Origin of the sequence: Photobacterium sp. GB-1, from assembly GCF_003026165.1 — a bacterium.
In the GTDB taxonomy this organism is placed as follows: Bacteria; Pseudomonadota; Gammaproteobacteria; order Enterobacterales; family Vibrionaceae; genus Photobacterium.
Genome location: NZ_PYOB01000021.1, coordinates 15,605 through 32,410, shown reverse-complemented (window position 1 = coordinate 32,410; position 16,806 = coordinate 15,605). Strand labels below are relative to the sequence as shown.

Annotated in this window: 18 protein-coding genes; 6 read left to right on the top strand and 12 right to left on the bottom strand. The window is 42.2% G+C overall.

Going from position 1 to position 16,806, the window contains the following annotated elements:
* Window positions 1–506 precede the first annotated feature (506 nt).
* Window positions 507–749, bottom strand: coding sequence for a hypothetical protein (locus C9J45_RS16895; RefSeq protein ID WP_107208015.1), 243 nt, complete (start codon window positions 747–749; stop codon window positions 507–509).
* A gap of 394 nt (window positions 750–1,143) precedes the next feature.
* Here C9J45_RS16895 and zur point away from each other — a divergent pair, with 394 nt between their 5' ends.
* From zur to C9J45_RS16880, 3 genes are all read left to right on the top strand, one after another.
* Window positions 1,144–1,599 carry a zinc uptake transcriptional repressor Zur gene (gene zur / locus C9J45_RS16890; protein WP_107208014.1) on the top strand — a complete coding sequence of 152 codons (456 nt, stop codon included), beginning with the start codon at window positions 1,144–1,146 and terminating at the stop codon, window positions 1,597–1,599.
* Between the two features lie 24 nt (window positions 1,600–1,623).
* Complete coding sequence (locus C9J45_RS16885) at window positions 1,624–2,085, top strand: chemotaxis protein CheX (RefSeq protein WP_005372777.1); 462 nt, start codon at window positions 1,624–1,626, stop codon at window positions 2,083–2,085.
* Between the two features lie 224 nt (window positions 2,086–2,309).
* Entirely contained in the window at window positions 2,310–2,516 is a 207-nt protein-coding gene (locus C9J45_RS16880; protein WP_005372779.1) for a cold-shock protein, read from the top strand.
* Between the two features lie 86 nt (window positions 2,517–2,602).
* On the opposite strand, the gene pgi is transcribed toward C9J45_RS16880, so the two are convergent.
* Complete coding sequence (pgi, locus tag C9J45_RS16875; RefSeq protein WP_107288094.1) at window positions 2,603–4,255, bottom strand: glucose-6-phosphate isomerase; 1,653 nt, start codon at window positions 4,253–4,255, stop codon at window positions 2,603–2,605.
* Window positions 4,256–4,510: 255 nt separating this feature from the next.
* Between pgi and C9J45_RS16870 the strand changes: the two genes are divergently transcribed.
* The gene (locus C9J45_RS16870) at window positions 4,511–4,930 is read left to right on the top strand and encodes a secondary thiamine-phosphate synthase enzyme YjbQ (RefSeq protein ID WP_005372784.1); all 420 of its coding nucleotides are present in this window, start codon (window positions 4,511–4,513) and stop codon (window positions 4,928–4,930) included.
* Between the two features lie 64 nt (window positions 4,931–4,994).
* Here C9J45_RS16870 and C9J45_RS16865 read toward each other — a convergent pair whose 3' ends face one another.
* From C9J45_RS16865 to C9J45_RS16855, 3 genes are read right to left on the bottom strand one after another with little or no spacing between them, the layout of a single operon-like run.
* Complete coding sequence (locus C9J45_RS16865; protein WP_107288093.1) at window positions 4,995–6,263, bottom strand: BamA/TamA family outer membrane protein; 1,269 nt, start codon at window positions 6,261–6,263, stop codon at window positions 4,995–4,997.
* Between the two features lie 28 nt (window positions 6,264–6,291).
* On the bottom strand, window positions 6,292–7,371 hold the full coding sequence (gene alr / locus C9J45_RS16860) for an alanine racemase (RefSeq protein WP_107208011.1): 1,080 nt from the start codon (window positions 7,369–7,371) through the stop codon (window positions 6,292–6,294).
* A 27-nt stretch (window positions 7,372–7,398) separates the two neighbouring features.
* A complete protein-coding gene (locus C9J45_RS16855) occupies window positions 7,399–8,796 on the bottom strand; it encodes a replicative DNA helicase (protein ID WP_005372791.1) in 1,398 nt (465 codons plus the stop codon).
* 249 nt (window positions 8,797–9,045) lie between these two features.
* Between C9J45_RS16855 and C9J45_RS16850 the strand changes: the two genes are divergently transcribed.
* Complete coding sequence (locus tag C9J45_RS16850; RefSeq protein ID WP_107208010.1) at window positions 9,046–9,804, top strand: YdiY family protein; 759 nt, start codon at window positions 9,046–9,048, stop codon at window positions 9,802–9,804.
* A 95-nt stretch (window positions 9,805–9,899) separates the two neighbouring features.
* Here C9J45_RS16850 and rplI read toward each other — a convergent pair whose 3' ends face one another.
* The 7 genes from rplI to nsrR all read right to left on the bottom strand — a co-directional run bounded on the left by rplI (window position 9,900) and on the right by nsrR (window position 15,496).
* Window positions 9,900–10,352 carry a 50S ribosomal protein L9 gene (gene rplI, locus C9J45_RS16845; protein ID WP_005372794.1) on the bottom strand — a complete coding sequence of 151 codons (453 nt, stop codon included), beginning with the start codon at window positions 10,350–10,352 and terminating at the stop codon, window positions 9,900–9,902.
* 38 nt (window positions 10,353–10,390) lie between these two features.
* Entirely contained in the window at window positions 10,391–10,618 is a 228-nt protein-coding gene (gene rpsR, locus C9J45_RS16840) for a 30S ribosomal protein S18 (RefSeq protein ID WP_002539422.1), read from the bottom strand.
* Window positions 10,619–10,633: 15 nt separating this feature from the next.
* A complete protein-coding gene (priB, locus tag C9J45_RS16835; protein ID WP_005372796.1) occupies window positions 10,634–10,936 on the bottom strand; it encodes a primosomal replication protein N in 303 nt (100 codons plus the stop codon).
* Between the two features lie 9 nt (window positions 10,937–10,945).
* A complete protein-coding gene (gene rpsF, locus C9J45_RS16830; protein WP_107208009.1) occupies window positions 10,946–11,335 on the bottom strand; it encodes a 30S ribosomal protein S6 in 390 nt (129 codons plus the stop codon).
* Window positions 11,336–11,625: 290 nt separating this feature from the next.
* Window positions 11,626–12,360, bottom strand: coding sequence for a 23S rRNA (guanosine(2251)-2'-O)-methyltransferase RlmB (rlmB, locus tag C9J45_RS16825; protein ID WP_005372799.1), 735 nt, complete (start codon window positions 12,358–12,360; stop codon window positions 11,626–11,628).
* A gap of 3 nt (window positions 12,361–12,363) precedes the next feature.
* A complete protein-coding gene (gene rnr / locus C9J45_RS16820) occupies window positions 12,364–14,922 on the bottom strand; it encodes a ribonuclease R (RefSeq protein WP_107208008.1) in 2,559 nt (852 codons plus the stop codon).
* A gap of 139 nt (window positions 14,923–15,061) precedes the next feature.
* The gene (gene nsrR, locus C9J45_RS16815; protein ID WP_107260810.1) at window positions 15,062–15,496 is read right to left on the bottom strand and encodes a nitric oxide-sensing transcriptional repressor NsrR; all 435 of its coding nucleotides are present in this window, start codon (window positions 15,494–15,496) and stop codon (window positions 15,062–15,064) included.
* Between the two features lie 104 nt (window positions 15,497–15,600).
* Between nsrR and hmpA the strand changes: the two genes are divergently transcribed.
* Entirely contained in the window at window positions 15,601–16,803 is a 1,203-nt protein-coding gene (hmpA, locus tag C9J45_RS16810; RefSeq protein WP_107292783.1) for an NO-inducible flavohemoprotein, read from the top strand.
* The last annotated feature ends 3 nt before the right edge of the window (window positions 16,804–16,806 follow it).

The following is a 16,806-nucleotide window of genomic DNA, read 5'->3' as shown; positions in this document are numbered from 1 at the left end:
AGTTACCTTCAACGCCCTTTTTTAAATTCTTTAAACACTTATTTGATTTGCGCTTTGTACATAGAAGCGAAAACTGGAGTGTATAAGCCAACAATTTTGTTAATGATACGTGACATTGTGAATTCCTTAATAAAGCAAGTTTTATATAATGTACAACCTTGCCTAAACACAGTATTTATAAGGCATTGGTCGCGTTTCGATGGGGGGCATTATAGGAGTTTAATCGGCTTTTAAAAGTGAGAAATAATGCTTCTTTGCATTAGTTTTACTAATGCAAATATTACATATCAACCCCACCAATAACCATTCATTAAATTCGAATAAATCCTCATTAATTGTTCTTTTTGTGGAAGGTGAATGTTACCAGCACCAAATTTTTATGGTGATTCTTAGTGTTAATGCTAACAACATCTCACTTACTGGAAATAAACAATAAAATGAAAAGTTAACCACTATTACGTAAACGTAATAATTAAAATGAGGTATCGCTTGCCGATATCTGCGGCTTATTTATCAGCTGCAGACAGTAACTTTCCAGTAAATGTGAGTTGTGATGCTGATTGTGTAAATACCACACCTGAGTGTGAACGCTCTGCGGTACCTTGTTTTTGGTAATGTGCGACATTTATGTTGCTAACGGCTGCTTTTTGAAATTGAACATTACCTGTAAACGCACCATCTTTAGCTGAAGCGTTATAAGACATAGCGATGATAGCGGCTGCGATAGTTGCTTTAATAACTGTTTTCATAAGTAATAAAACCTTGTGTCTTTATGTTTATAAACGCCTGTGCGTTTCGAAGGGTGTATTATCAATAGTTACACCAAAAACAACAATACAATAAAATAACAAAAGATTATTACCAACAAGTAACTATAGAAGAGGAAATCTAATCAGCCCTCCACCTTATGGCTTAACCCCACTATTCCTTGAAGCGTATAAACGATGATTAACACCTAAAAGGAATATTTCGAGTCACCGCAAGCATCAATGAAAAAATCAGTGCTCACTTATTCTTATTTTTCTTATTACGTGATCCTCTACACGAAACACTACAGCTTATTGCAGCTTAATTGCTAAGTTACGATATGTTTCAAATAGGCTGTGATAAAATAAAACGGTTATTGTAGTTTTTTGAGGTTTTATGGCGGATCAAGCCCAATTATTAACAAAGGCGCAGCAACTCTGTGAAGAGCGAGGCGTTCGACTTACGCCACAGCGCTTAAAAGTGTTGGCGTTGATTATTGAGCACCATAGCTCAATCAGCGCTTATGAGTTATTAGATCAACTCAAAATTTCAGAACCGCAAGCAAAGCCGCCAACGATTTACCGAGCTTTAGATTTTCTCTTAGCACAAGGTTTTGTTCACAAAGTGGAGTCCACAAATAGCTATATTGCTTGCTGTGTACTAGGACATGCCGATCACTGTTCGCAGTTATTGATTTGTGATGAATGTGGCAGTGTTGAAGAGTGCCATGATGATGAGTTAGCCAAACTGCTTCGTCAAAAATCAGAAAAACTTGGTTTTAAGATTAATCATCATGTTGTTGAAAGCCATGGTATTTGTGAAAAATGCCAAGGCAATAAACCTATTATTTAACCTACAACGAAAAGTCTTACAATTATGCGCGCAGAATTTATAAACCCTTTTCTTGCATCTCTGATTAATGTGCTTAACACCATGGCATCTATGCCAATGACACCACAAAAGCCAAGACTAAAGAAAGATGAAATTGCGCGTGGTGATGTATCTGGCTTAATCGGTATGATTGGCCCAAAAACCAAAGGGTCGATGTCAATCACGTTTGAGCAAGATCTGGCGCTTGAAATCATGCAACGCATGCTCGGTGAACGTCCAGCAGGCATTAATGAAGATGTTACTGATATGGTTGGTGAAATTACTAATATGGTAACAGGTGGTGCAAAACGTGCACTGGCTGAAAATGGCTATGATTTTGATATGGCAACACCTGCGGTTGTTTCTGGTAAAGGCCATACCATTACCCATAAATGTGATAATGCGATCATCTTAATGCCATTTGATTCTGACTATGGCAAAGCCTATATCGAAATTTGTTTCGATTGATATCGTCTTTTTTAATGAAAATATAGCGTCAATTACACGATAAATTCTTTACTTTACTTAACGCTATCTAATTCTTTATTAAGTCTTTTATTAATAAAACCATTCTTAAATAAAAGACTACTCTCCGCTCTTTTTTCGATCTAGACTAGTTTATGTCATACGCATCATGTTACTTATAACTGCGAGATGACTGTATATTATTTGTCTAAAAGGGAAAGACGTACATGAGTAAACTGACTGGAACCGTAAAATGGTTCAACGATGACAAAGGCTTTGGTTTCATTTCTGGAACGGATGGCAAAGATGTGTTTGTACACTTCAGTGCTATTCAAGCTCAAGGGCGCCGCACCTTACGTGAAGGCCAAAGTGTTGAGTTTATCGTTACGGATGGTCAGAAAGGCCCACAAGCTAGCGAAGTTATTGCACTGTAATAACCATCACTGAAAAGATAAAAAAACGCCGCTATTTAGCGGCGTTTTTATTATACAAACATATGGCTTAGTACATTAGCCTAAGATTATGCTCGCCATTGTTTAAATGCATTGATCAAACCATTAGTCGAACTATCGTGGCTTGATACTTGTTCTTTATTATTTAGTTCTGGCAGGATTTGGTTAGCCAGTTGCTTACCAAGCTCTACGCCCCACTGATCGAAGCTAAAGATATTCCAAATAACACCTTGAGTGAAAATCTTGTGCTCATAAAGCGCAATCAATGCACCAAGTGTATAAGGCGTAATTTCTTTCACTAAGATTGAGTTCGTTGGGCGGTTGCCTTCGAATACTTTAAATTCTGCTAGTTCATTCACTTCTTCTTGTGATTTACCCGCAGCAAAGAATTCTGCTTCAACTTTCTCACGGCTCTTACCAAATGCTAGTGCTTCAGTTTGCGCGAAGAAGTTCGCCATTAATTTTGGATGGTGATCGCCTAATGGGTTATGGCTAATCGCAGGAGCAATGAAATCACATGGGATCAATTTCGTGCCTTGGTGGATCAACTGGTAGAAAGCATGTTGACCATTGGTGCCAGGTTCGCCCCAAATAATTGGGCCTGTTTGGTAATCCACTGGGTTACCGCCACGATCAACGTATTTACCGTTTGACTCCATGTTACCTTGCTGGAAGTACGCTGCAAAACGGTGCATGTACTGATCATAAGGAAGAATCGCTTCTGTTTCTGCACCGTGGAAGTTGTTGTACCAGATACCGATAAGCGCAAGGATAACCGGTAGCTTTTGTTCTAATGGTGCTTCTGCAAAGTGTTTGTCCATTGCATGACCGCCATCAAGTAGCGCAACAAAGTTATCAAAACCGACTGATAAGCAGATTGATAGACCGATTGCAGACCATAGTGAATAACGGCCGCCAACCCAGTCCCAGAACTCGAACATGTTATCAGTATCAATACCAAATTCAGCAACGGCTTCACCGTTTGTTGAAAGCGCAGCAAAGTGTTTCGCTACATGTGCTTTATCTTCTGCTTTTGCTAAGAACCAGTCACGTGCAGATAGCGCATTAGTCATGGTTTCTTGAGTCGTGAAGGTTTTTGATGCGATCAAGAACAATGTTGTTTCAGGGTTAAGATCTTTTAGCGTTTCAGCAATGTGTGTGCCATCAACGTTAGAAACAAAGTGCATGTTTAGGCGCGTTTTATAAGCACCTAGCGCTTCAGACACCATGTAAGGGCCAAGATCTGAGCCACCGATACCGATGTTCACGATATCGGTAATCTCTTTACCTGTGTAACCTTTCCATTCACCGCTGATGATGCGATCAGAGAAAGACTTCATCTTCTCAAGTACAGCATTCACAGCAGGCATCACATCTTCGCCATCAACCATAATTGGTGTGTTGCTACGGTTACGTAGTGCTACGTGAAGGACTGCGCGATCTTCTGTACGGTTAATTTTCTCGCCACTGAACATATCTGCAATGGCAGCATCTAGCTCTGTCTCTTTTGCAAGAGCAAACAGCTTAGTTAGCGTTTCTTCAGTGATAAGGTTTTTAGAGTAATCAAGTAGGATATCTGAGCCAAATTGCGCAGAAAACTTAGAAAAGCGAGCGCTATCATTAGCAAATAAGTCGCTTAATTGGAAATCTTGAGCTTGTTCAAAGTGTGCGGTTAGATCTTGCCACGCTTGAGTTTGCGTTGGGTTGATGTTCTTCAACATAAAAATATCCTAATTTTGTTATGTTTACCTTTCGCGCCCATACACTGTTTGCGAAAGATCCCCGATTTTGCTCATTAGCCTATGATGGCAGGCTTATTTATAATTTTGATCACTTGTGATGATGCCGCGAAAAGAAAAAGGTCGTCATTGCGGTAAATCACGAAAACTTGGAATGCATCATACCTGTATTTCGCATCAATGTAATAATGCGAATAACTAATCAAACTAAAAGGTTAAACCTATAGGTAAATAGCCATGTGGTATCAAAAAACAATTAATCTTACTCCTCAAAAGCGCGGTTTTCACCTTATCACTGAGGAAATAGCGCAACATTTACATGAGATCCGACCTTTAAGCGTTGGATTAGTCCATTGTTTTCTTCAACACACCTCGGCAAGCTTAACCATTAATGAAAATGCCGATCCTACGGTACGTCATGATATGGAGAAACACTTTAATCATTTTGTACCAGAACGCGCGCCTTATTATCGACATACCTATGAAGGAGATGATGATATGCCGGCACATATTAAAAGTTCATTGTTAGGTAATAGTATCTCGATCCCTATTTCACAAGGACGTTTAGCATTAGGTATATGGCAAGGCATTTATTTAGGTGAGCACCGTGATCATGGCGGCTCTCGCCAAGTCGTGATCACTATTCAAGGCGAATAGTATATTGAAGAGACAAAAAAGCACTTATCCCTAACAATGATGGTTAAGTGCTTTATATTTAAGACTAGAACGGCTGGTTAACCATCACTCTAAAGGTGCTTTCTTCACTGCCCCACGCCATTTCGGTTCGGACAACAACACCTTCGACTTGAAAACGTACCGCGCCACCGGCGCTCCATTTCATGTCTGAATGCAACTCAGAGAGATTGTAACTATCCGCAACACGACCAACATCAGCAAATGCGACCCACTGCCACCAAGGCACGCTGTACCAATTAAAGACAGGCCATTCACTCAGAGGTTGCCAATCTGGCATCACGCGATATTCTGCGCTGTAGCTGATTGCAGATCGCCCAACATATCGCCCCGTTTGAAAACTCCGCAAGCGATATAAGCCCCCCAGTTTGACTCCTGCATACTCAGGTGGACGATGATAACCATGCTTTGAATCCGTTGTATTCCAACTTGGGGTATCGGCGGTATACACATTAAACGCCAAGACTTGCTGATCAAATAAGTTATCCAGCTTGCCTAAATTCAAATACCAACTTTGGTTGATTTCCCATTTCCACCAGCTTGTTTGATCTGAAGTATCAGGCGCATATGTCAGCTTAAATTGACTTTTACTGCCTTGAGTTGGATTCGCAGTATTGTTTTGGTTGTTCCATTCAAACCGCGTTTCTAGCCCCCACACACTGTCATTATGTGAAAAATCAGAAGGTGGATTCGGTGTGTTTTTAGCAAACTGACGAGATTGATAGAACGGGCGAAAATCTATTGACGATACGCCACTTTCCCATGGCGTATGACCCGTTAATTGACGGTTAGGATAAAGCGCAGATTGAATAGGATCATGCTTACCTTGACCAATAGGCAAAATATAACGCGCACTCAGTTGATACAGTGACTCTTGCGCATCGGCAATGATCCTATCATCGAGGTGGGAATCATTTTGGGTCGCTTTTCCTACATAGTAATTAAAATCTTTATAATCACCACTGTAAAGCTCTGCTCCAAATAGCCAGCGGCTGTCGGCGGATAACGCGTAATTGTAAGCCCCCAGATACGTCATCCATGTACCTTTATCTGTCACCAATCCAGCCACTAATAGTGAAGCTTGTGGTTGCCCTGCTTTTTTGACCACACCTGCGGCACCAATAGACAATCCCATGCTATCGGTAGAAAACATAAAGGGTACTGCGGCAATATCTGAATCCGTCTTTTCTACCGTTTCAGAACCCTCAATATCAAGCAATTCATTTTCAGCATAAATATCTACTGAAACCAACAAAGCCGCAGCATACGCCACGGCTTTTAATTTTATATCTTCCATTAAAGCTTTTCGTCCAATATTTAAATCATCACGTATATGCCATCGCAACCCGTGGTGTTAATTTAGTAACCAATTCATACGCAATCGTGCCAATGTGCTCTGCTACAATTTCAGCAGGTAATCCTTCGCCCCATAATGTGGCAGTATCGCCAACTTTATCTTGAGCATCGGGCCCTAAATCCACCGTTAGCATGTCCATTGATACACGCCCAGCCATCGGCACAATACGACCATTAACAAGCACTGGCGTGCCGTTAGGTGCGGTACGTGGATAACCATCACCATAACCAATCGCAATCACACCAACTTTGGTATCTCGTTCACTTGTCCAAATACCGCCATAACCGACTTGTTCACCTTTTTTAACATCACGTACAGCAATCAGGCTAGAGGTTAATGTCATCACTGGCTTTAAGTCATAAGCCGAAGCAAAACGTTCAGACTCATTAAATGGTGAAACACCATACATAATGATTCCTGGGCGAATCCATTCTAGCTGGCTATCAGGCCACGCTAAAATACCCGCAGAGGCAGCTAATGAACGTTCACCTTGATAATCTTGAGTCAAATCCAAAAAGGTATCTAACTGCTTTAATGTAATATCAGAGCTTAAATCATCTGCATTACCAAAGTGGCTAATAAAACGTAGTGGCTTTGCGACATTTTCACAGGCATGTAAACGCGCCATAAAATCCGTCAGATCTTCTGGACGTACCCCTAAGCGATGCATACCGGTATCAATTTTAACCCAGACTCGCACTGGGTTATCAAGCTCTGTTTGCTCTAATGCTTCCAATTGCTCAATCGAGTGAACCACAGTATGAATATTATTGGTCACTAATACTGGAAGATCGCTCGGTGCATAAAACCCTTCTAATAATAAAATAGGTTTCACGATCCCACCTGCACGTAAAATTAATGCTTCTTCAATACGAGCAACACCATACGCGTCAACATTTGTAAGTGTTTGAGCAACTCGAAGTAAGCCATGCCCATAAGCATTGGCTTTTACGACCGCCAAAACTTTACTATTTGGTGCATGATGACGGATTAACCCCAAATTGTGGGCTAATGCTTCAGTATCTATATGTGCGGTTGCAGCTTTCATCCAAAATCCTAAATAATATTCTTACGCTTACTCTTCATCGTAGGCGGGGCCTGCATAATTATCAAAGCGAGAGAACTGGCCTTGGAAGGTTAAACGGACGGTACCGATAGGACCATTACGTTGCTTACCTAAGATGATTTCAGCGATCCCTTTCAGGGCACTATCTTCGTGATAAACCTCATCACGATAAATAAACATAATTAAATCGGCATCCTGCTCGATCGCACCGGATTCACGTAAATCTGAGTTAACAGGGCGTTTATCGGCACGTTGCTCCAACGATCGGTTAAGCTGCGACAAGGCAACAACCGGTACGTTTAATTCTTTTGCCAGCGCTTTTAACGAGCGGGAAATTTCAGCGATCTCTAATGTACGGTTATCTTGCAAACCAGGTACACGCATTAACTGAAGGTAGTCAATCATTATAAGGCTTAAACCGCCGTTATCGCGGGCAATACGACGGGCACGTGAGCGGACTTCCGTTGGTGTTAAGCCCGAACTATCATCAATGAACATATTCTTCTTTTCCATCAGAATACCCATTGTTGATGATATACGTGCCCAGTCTTCATCATCGAGTTGACCGGTACGTATTTTAGTTTGGTCAACTCGCGAAAGTGACGCCAACATACGCATCATGATCTGTTCAGCTGGCATCTCTAACGAGAAAATAAGTACAGGTTTTTCCTGCTCCATTGCGGCGTTTTCACATAAGTTCATCGCAAAGGTAGTTTTACCCATCGATGGACGTGCCGCAACAATGATTAAATCTGAACCTTGAAGGCCTGCGGTTTTTTTATTGAGATCGGTAAAACCTGTCGATACACCTGTCACGCCATCTTGCGGCGATTGGTATAGAATCTCGATACGTTCTAAGGTCTTTTCTAAGATCGTATCAACACTTTGTGGGCCTTCTTTATCGTTGGTACGTTGCTCTGCAATCGCAAAGACTTTACTTTCAGCCATATCCAGTAAGTCTTCACTGGTGCGGCCCTGTGGATCATAACCGGCATCGGCAATTTCATTTGCCACACCAATCATGTCACGAATAAGTGCACGCTCACGGACAATATCAGCGTACGCTAAAATATTTGCCGCAGATGGTGTATTTTTTGCCAGTTCAGCTAAGTAAGCAAAACCGCCGACATCATCAAGTGTGCTTGATTGCTCAAGGTTTTCAGACAGGGTGATCAAATCTAGCGGCTGACCCGCTTCTAATAGTGCCGCTGTCGCCTGAAAAATAATCCGGTGTGGACGACTGTAGAAATCATTGGCAACGACTTTTTCAGCCACCATGTCCCACTTTTCGTTATCCAGCATCAAACCACCAAGAACAGATTGCTCAGCCTCTAAAGAGTGAGGCGGCATCTTAATGGCGTCCATTTGATTATCTTTTGGTTTTTTCGGTTTACTATTATCTGCCATAGAAATTGCGTATTAGCCAAGAACAAGAATGAAGCATAGTAGTATACCCCATACATTCGATTCTGAGCAGTCATAAACTTACGACTCGCCTCAAACCTGATGGTTATTTAATTATGCGCCTTTTTAAATTAACTAACAGTCAAGCGTAACGATTCCTAACCAAAAGCTGACAAATTTGGGTTAGAATGCGAGCGCATAATACTTATCATCAATAACACTCAATTTACAACACCTGCCGTGGGAGGACCTTTGGCAAGATACCTACTGACATTATTGCTGCTTGCCAATACTGCAGCCTATGCTGCTGACGATCAAGATATCGAAGAAGATGTCTCGCCTTCTCACTTTACCAGTGAGGTGGGGCTTGGGTTTACAGCACTTGCTGGTAATTCAGATTCACAGACGCTAAACGCTAATTATGATCTGCAATATATCAAAGGTCGTTATAAAACTAACGCAGATACTAGCCTACTAATGGCGAAGAAAAATGGCGAAGAAGATAAACGTAAGATTTCAGCCAATTTGAAATCACAAATGCTGATCCGTGACGGCTATTACTTATATGGTAGCGGCAGCTATATTGATGATCGCTATGGTCCATATTATGTTGATTCACTGGCTTCTGCTGGTATCGGTTATCGTCTCTTTAGCTATGAAACGTTTCAAACCTTGGTCGATATCGGTCCTGGTTTTCGCCACCAAGATCCTAACCTAGATGAAATTGATGGTGATATAGTCAAACCAGAAGTAGTGAATGAAGCTGTTTTACAAAGCTCATTAACCATGACATGGAAACCGCTTAAAACACTTTCCTTGGAAAATAAAACCAATATTGTGGCTGGTAAAAGTAATACTACGATCCAAAATGATTTATCACTGACCAACTCCATCACCGATAACATCGCATTGAGTATTGGCTTTAACTATACCTATTACACGTGGGTACCTAACAATATGAAAAACTTCGATTCTAGTACGATTGTTAGCCTGATTTACAGTATGAAGTAAAGCTAAGGATTGACGCTAACGTTGTTTTTTCTCATATTTCAGACATAAAAAAACCAGCCCGAAGGCTGGTTTTTTTCTATTAAAGCTAAAAGCGATTACTCTGCAGCAACAACGTTTAGTTTAACAGTTGCGAATACATCTGAATTTAGCTGAACGCTAACTTCGAATTCGCCAGTAGTACGTAGTGCACCTTCAGGTAGACGTACTTCGCTCTTAACAAGTGCAACGCCAGCAGCAGTAACTGCATCAGCGATGTCACGAGTACCGATAGAACCGAATAGTTTACCTTCGTCACCAGCTTTAGAAGCAATTACTACTGCTTCTAGTGCGTTTAGTGCTTCAGCACGAGCTTGAGCAGCAGCTTGTTGCTCAGCAACTTTAGCTTCTAGCTCTGCACGACGTGCTTCGAACATTTCAACGTTAGCTTTAGTTGCCATTACTGCCTTAGCTTGTGGGATAAGGAAGTTACGAGCGTAGCCAGCTTTAACGTTAACTTGGTCGCCAAGGCTACCTAGGTTAGCGATTTTATCAAGTAGAATAACTTGCATTATCTTGTCCTCTATAAAAGTCTAAAAACTACTACCGATTACTGATGCTTGTCAGTGTACGGTAGAAGTGCTAGGTAACGAGAACGCTTGATAGCGCGAGCTAGCTGACGCTGGTATTTAGCGCGAGTACCAGTGATACGGCTAGGTACGATTTTACCAGCTTCAGTGATGTAGTTTTTTAGAGTTGCTACGTCTTTGTAGTCAATCTCTTGTACGCCTTCTGCAGTGAAACGGCAGAATTTACGACGACGGAAGAAACGAGCCATGGGCTATCTCCTGATCTAAATTATGTCAATGTGATCGGCGTGCAATACTAATTTACCAATGCCGTTACGGCCGGTTTGATAAGAGATAAACCCTCCTACCTTAACATTGCTTCCGATAACTAAATCTTGAGTGAGTACTTGTTGACCTTTGCCACTGACTACCACGTTAATATAACAATATACTTGGCGTGGTAGGCCTGCTTCCTGTTGAATCGAACGATGCTCAAGCACAAAGTGACAATGAGGTATGCCCGCAGGAGACTGGCTTCGTTTGGGTTGTTTAGCAATAGTGCCAACTAACTCCAGACGATTGGTCATTTATACAAATTACTCAGCAGCTGCTTCGCCTTCAGATTGTGCATTTTCTGCACGATCTTCACGCTTAGTGAAACGCTCTTCTTTAGCCTTCATCATTGGAGATGGCTCAGTAACAGCGTTCTTAGTACGCATGATCATGTTACGGATCACTGCGTCGTTGAAGCGGAAGTTTGACTCAAGCTCGTCAACTACAGACTGCTCAGCTTCAACGTTCATTAGAACGTAGTGTGCTTTGTGCAGTTTGTTGATTGGGTAAGCCATTTGACGACGACCCCAATCTTCTAGACGGTGAATCTGACCACCAGAATCTTTGATAGCAGCAGTGTAACGCTCGATCATGCCAGCAACTTGCTCGCTTTGATCAGGGTGCACCATGAATACGATTTCGTAATGACGCATAGGTTGCTCCTTACGGATTATTCAGCTTCCCTTGTCGGCTCGGTTATCCTGGGGAAGCAAGGAACTAAAAAAAGAACCGAGAATTTGGACGATGGATAGTACAGAGAATGATCAATTGAAGCAAGAAAATTCTGTGCTCTACGCCAAGGTTTTTCCTGCCCACTGGCAAGTTATCTTGACTGTTTGTCTATCCCAATAAAAACACCCTTATCCAGTTAAACCGAATAAGGGTGTGGGATTACTGACACCAGGTTAAATGTGCAACTTTCTTTACTGTTGTCAGTAACATATTAGCTACGTTGACGTACCGCTTCAAACAAACAGATACCTGTTGCTACTGATACGTTTAAGCTTGATACCGAACCTGCCATTGGAATTTTGATCAAATCATCACAGGTTTCACGGGTTAAACGACGCATACCTTCGCCTTCTGCACCCATCACAATCGCTAATGGGCCAGTCAGCTTACTTTGGTAAATATCATGCGTTGCTTCACCCGCCGTACCGACAATCCATACACCTTTATCTTGCAGTGCACGCATGGTACGCGCCAAGTTAGTCACACGTACTAATGGCATGATTTCAGCCGCGCCACAGGCAACTTTACTTGCCGTTGCGTTGAGCTGTGCCGAGCGATCTTTCGGGACGATAACAGCAACCGCACCCGCAGCATCCGCATTACGTAGACATGCGCCTAAGTTATGCGGATCTGTCACACCATCTAAAATCAATAATAATGGATTTTCTTTACCCACCAATAAATCATCAAGATCGTTCTCGTTGTATTGCTTACCTGGACGAACGCGAGCAACGATACCTTGGTGAGAAGCACCTTTAACTTTGTCATCAAGTGCTTTACGCCCTGCTTCTTGGATCGTAATACCCAGTGATTGCAGCTCAGTGACTAACGGCAGTAAACGATCATCTTCTCGTCCTTTCAGTACAAAGACTTCAATAAAACGAACTGGATCAGATGCCAGCACGGCTTTCACGGCATGGATGCCAAAAATCATATCATTACTCATGGTTTAACTCTTCTTTGCTGCGCGTTCGGCTTTTCCCGCACGTTGCTTTTTCTTTTTGCGAGATTTCGGTTTCTTTTTTGTCTCAGCTTTCGGTTTTTCATCCGTTGGCTTACGGCGTTTCTTTGGCTTCGGTTTGTTCTTCTCGTCCGCCAGTGGAATTGCGCCTTCTTTTAGCTTTTTACGTACCGAAGAACGTTCGCGTTTTGATTCACTGCGCTCTTCTTGTTTTGCCACGCCATCTTCTGATTTGTACACTTTCAGGCTTTGACGACGTAGACCATCGGCTTTACGTAAACGCTGTTTTTTCTCATGACTCTTAGCCGTTTTACCTGCGCCACGTTGCTTGCGCTCAGCGCCAACAATATCAAAGTCAATCTGACGATCGTTTAAGTTAATCGATGCTACTTTCACTTTCACGGTATCGCCTAAACGGTATACCACACCTGAGCTATCACCTACCAAGCGTTGACCTACTGGATCAAACTGGTAGTAGTCATTCGCTAGGTTTGAAATATGAACTAAGCCATCAATGTTCAATTCGTTTAAGCGAACAAAGAAGCCAAAACCTGTCACATTGGCAATCACACCGTCGAACTCATCGCCTAAGTGATCTTGCATGTATTCACATTTAAGCCAATCAGAGACATCACGCGTTGCGTCATCAGCACGGCGCTCAGTCATTGAACATTGCTCACCTAATGCATCAATTTCATCAAATGAGTAATGGAAACCACCCGTTGGTGTTGTGTTACCACTGTTACCTGCTTGCTTCGCAACTAAGTATTTAATCGCGCGGTGCAGCGTTAAATCAGGGTAGCGACGAATTGGCGAGGTAAAGTGCGCATATTCAGTTAATGCCAAGCCAAAGTGTCCAATATTGTCACCTTGGTATACCGCCTGCTTCATTGAGCGTAGCAGCATGGTTTGGATCAACTCGCGATCTTTTCGAGTTTGAATCGCATTTGCCAGCTCTGCATAATCTTTTGGTGTAGGCTCTAAACCACCGCCAAGATGTAAGCTTAGTTCACCTAAGAAATCACGAAAGCCCTGTAGGCGCTCTTCACCTGGGGTATCGTGAACACGGTATAATGCTGGCTCTTTTGCACTTTCAACAAAACGTGCAGAGGCAATATTGGCTAAAATCATACATTCTTCGATGATCTTATGCGCTTCATTTCGCACAGCAGGCACAATACGGTCAATCTTACGATCTGCATTGAAAATGAACTGAGTTTCAACCGTTTCAAATTCAATCGCACCACGTTCTTCACGTGCTGCTTTCAGCACTTTGAACATGCTGTAAAGCTCTTCTAAATGCGGAACAAGTGGTTCATAACGCTGACGAAGTTCTTCATCGCCTTCAAGCATTTTACTGACTTTGGTGTAAGTCAAACGAGCGTGAGAATTCATGACCGCTTCGTAGTGCTTGTAACCTGTTAACTCACCGGTGTCAGAAATGGTCATTTCACACACCATACACAAGCGATCAACTTGCGGGTTTAGTGAACATAAACCATTCGAGAGTACTTCCGGCAACATTGGGATCACTTGTGCAGGGAAGTAAACAGAGTTACCACGCTTAACGGCTTCGTTATCAAGTGCTGATTTATGACGGACGTAATAACTCACATCGGCAATCGCAACCCATAAACGCCAGCCACCTGATGTAGTACGCTCACAGTGAACCGCATCATCAAAGTCACGAGCATCTTCGCCATCAATGGTGACCAGTGGTAATTGACGTAAATCTACACGACCTTTTTTCGCCTCTTCTGGCACTTCTTCTGTCAAATGTTGAATTTCTTTATCAACTTCTGATGGCCATACGTGCGGAATATCATGGGTGCGTAACGCAATATCAATTTCCATACCCGGCGCCATATTTTCGCCCAGTACTTCTACAATACGACCAACAGCATTGTGTTGACGCGTCGCTCGTTGGTTAATTTCGACAACCACAACATTCCCCATACGTGCGCCTTGGCGAACGTCTTGTGGGATAATGATATCTTGAGCAATGCGAGAATCGTCTGGCACCACATAGCCCATGCCATCTTCAAGGAAAAAACGGCCAACAATCTGAGCTGTGCTTTCTTTTAACACACGAACAACACGTGCTTCTTTACGACCACGCTTATCTTCACCGCCCGCTTGCGCCAAAATGTAATCACCGTGGATCACACCACGCATTTGGTGATGCGGTAATAACAAATCATTGTCTTTACCTAGCGAACCTTCAGGGCGTAAGAAACCAAAGCCGTCACGGTGACCCATAACGTAACCTTTGATCAAATCTAAACGTTCAGGCAACGCATAACATTGACGACGGGTGAAAATTAACTGGCCATCACGCTCCATCGCACGTAAACGACGGCGTAAGCCTTCATAGTGATCATCGCCTTCTAGCTTTAGCTCAGCAAATAACTGGTCACGACTCACCGGGGTACTAAAACCACGAATCACTTCAAGTAAGTGTTCACGGCTTGGGATCGGGTTTTCATAATTAGATGCTTCGCGATCGCGAAAAGGGTCGACCGGTAAATCGGTAGTACCTTTAGACATTATATTTTTCCTGTAGGCCAACCTATACCTGAGGTATATCTGGCTTTTAGGTGATCAGACGGGAGCAGCGCGATAAAGACTGCTGCTCCACTAAATTTTGGGAGGAATATGCTAATTAAACGTATAACCAAATGATGTTTTATAACTTGTTAGGGTTGCTTAATAAATTCAGCAACGGCGCATTATCTTCAACTAAGGTTAACAAGGTATATTTATCTAGCTCAGCCAAAAATGCTTCTCTTGCATCAGCAAGCACACCTTTTAATCGACAAGCTGGCGTTATATGGCAAAAATCAGGGCTACAATTAACAATCTGTAACGGTTCTATTGCGCGTACGACATCGCCAACAATAATAGATTCAGCTGACTTACCTAAACGAATGCCACCATTTTTTCCACGCACCGTTTCGATATAGCCTAATTGACCTAATTTATTGATTATTTTAACCATATGGTTACGTGACACATTATATATTTCTGTCACTTTCGTAATACTTGTTAGCTCACCTTCTGGTAGCGACGCAAGATATATCAAAGCTCGTAAGCCGTAATCGGTAAAACTAGTTAACTGCACAATGGCTCCTCCTGTTGTTATTTTAATCTTCTTATTGACTAAAAGATACAGATCAGATACAACTTATAACATACATTATAAATACATGTTTATAGGAAGTGCTCATGCTTAGTCAAAAAACGATCGATATTGTTAAAACAACAGCTCCTGTCATTGCAGAAGCAGGCCCTATGGTTACCCAACATTTCTATCAGCGTATGTTTAGCCACAACCCTGAGTTAAAAGATGTTTTTAACATGAGCCACCAAAAAAATGGGGCAAATAATGAACCTTCTAGCCAACAAGAAGCGTTATTTAATGCCATTTGTGCTTATGCCAATAATATCGAAAATCTTGCTGTGCTTTTACCAGCAGTAGAAAAGATTGCTCACAAACATACCAGTTTTATGATCACCGCTGAGCAATACAATATTGTTGGCTCTCACCTTATCGCCACCATTGATGAATTATTAGCGCCAGGACAAGAGGTATTAGACGCTTGGGCTGAAGCTTATGGTTTACTGGCTAATATTTTCATCAATCGTGAAGAAGAAATCTATCAAGAAAATGCGAATAAAGTTGGTGGGTGGCGTGGCACTCGTGAGTTCGTAGTCACTAACAAGCAACAAGACAGCGAATTTATCACGAGCTTTACCTTTAAACCTACAGATGGCGGTAAGGTCGCAAGCTATAAACCTGGGCAGTATCTGGGGATCTACCTTAATGCTGACGAATTAGAGAACCAAGAAATTCGTCAATATAGCTTATCTTCGGCACCACAAGATGATCAGTACCGTATTTCAGTAAAACGTGAATCTCACGGTAAAGTTTCAAACTACTTACATAACAATATCAATATTGGCGATAAAGTAATGCTTGCCGCCCCTGCTGGTGACTTCTTCTTAGATGTTGAAGCAAACACACCTGTCACATTACTTTCCGCAGGTGTGGGTTTAACGCCAACGCTTTCAATGCTTGAATCACTAACAGATCACCAAGCACCTGTTAACTGGCTACATGCCACAGAAAATGGCGCACATCATGCCTACAAAAAACAGGTAAAAGCACTCGCGCAGCAGCACAATCACATTCAAGATATCACTTGGTATAACGCACCACTTGATAGCGATCTTCCTGCCGAAGATTATGACTACCAAGGTTTGATGGATCTCAGCACGATAGCACCACAGCTAACAGATGAAAACATGCACTTTTACTTCTGTGGTCCTGTTGCCTTCATGCAATATATCGCTAAACAGCTATTAGCATTAGGTGTATCTGAAGATCGTATTCACTACGAATGTTTCGGCCCACACAAAGTCCTATAACTT

Bases quoted from the DNA above. Each gene is read 5' to 3' on its own strand.
- C9J45_RS16895 (WP_107208015.1), bottom strand. From the start codon at position 749: ATGAAAACAGTTATTAAAGCAACTATCGCAGCCGCTATCATCGCTATG.
- zur (WP_107208014.1), top strand. From the start codon at position 1,144: ATGGCGGATCAAGCCCAATTATTAACAAAGGCGCAGCAACTCTGTGAA.
- C9J45_RS16885 (WP_005372777.1), top strand. From the start codon at position 1,624: ATGCGCGCAGAATTTATAAACCCTTTTCTTGCATCTCTGATTAATGTG.
- C9J45_RS16880 (WP_005372779.1), top strand. From the start codon at position 2,310: ATGAGTAAACTGACTGGAACCGTAAAATGGTTCAACGATGACAAAGGC.
- pgi (WP_107288094.1), bottom strand. From the start codon at position 4,255: ATGTTGAAGAACATCAACCCAACGCAAACTCAAGCGTGGCAAGATCTA.
- C9J45_RS16870 (WP_005372784.1), top strand. From the start codon at position 4,511: ATGTGGTATCAAAAAACAATTAATCTTACTCCTCAAAAGCGCGGTTTT.
- C9J45_RS16865 (WP_107288093.1), bottom strand. From the start codon at position 6,263: ATGGAAGATATAAAATTAAAAGCCGTGGCGTATGCTGCGGCTTTGTTG.
- alr (WP_107208011.1), bottom strand. From the start codon at position 7,371: ATGAAAGCTGCAACCGCACATATAGATACTGAAGCATTAGCCCACAAT.
- C9J45_RS16855 (WP_005372791.1), bottom strand. From the start codon at position 8,796: ATGGCAGATAATAGTAAACCGAAAAAACCAAAAGATAATCAAATGGAC.
- rplI (WP_005372794.1), bottom strand. From the start codon at position 10,352: ATGCAAGTTATTCTACTTGATAAAATCGCTAACCTAGGTAGCCTTGGC.
- rpsR (WP_002539422.1), bottom strand. From the start codon at position 10,618: ATGGCTCGTTTCTTCCGTCGTCGTAAATTCTGCCGTTTCACTGCAGAA.
- priB (WP_005372796.1), bottom strand. From the start codon at position 10,936: ATGACCAATCGTCTGGAGTTAGTTGGCACTATTGCTAAACAACCCAAA.
- rpsF (WP_107208009.1), bottom strand. From the start codon at position 11,335: ATGCGTCATTACGAAATCGTATTCATGGTGCACCCTGATCAAAGCGAG.
- rlmB (WP_005372799.1), bottom strand. From the start codon at position 12,360: ATGAGTAATGATATGATTTTTGGCATCCATGCCGTGAAAGCCGTGCTG.
- rnr (WP_107208008.1), bottom strand. From the start codon at position 14,922: ATGTCTAAAGGTACTACCGATTTACCGGTCGACCCTTTTCGCGATCGC.
- hmpA (WP_107292783.1), top strand. From the start codon at position 15,601: ATGCTTAGTCAAAAAACGATCGATATTGTTAAAACAACAGCTCCTGTC.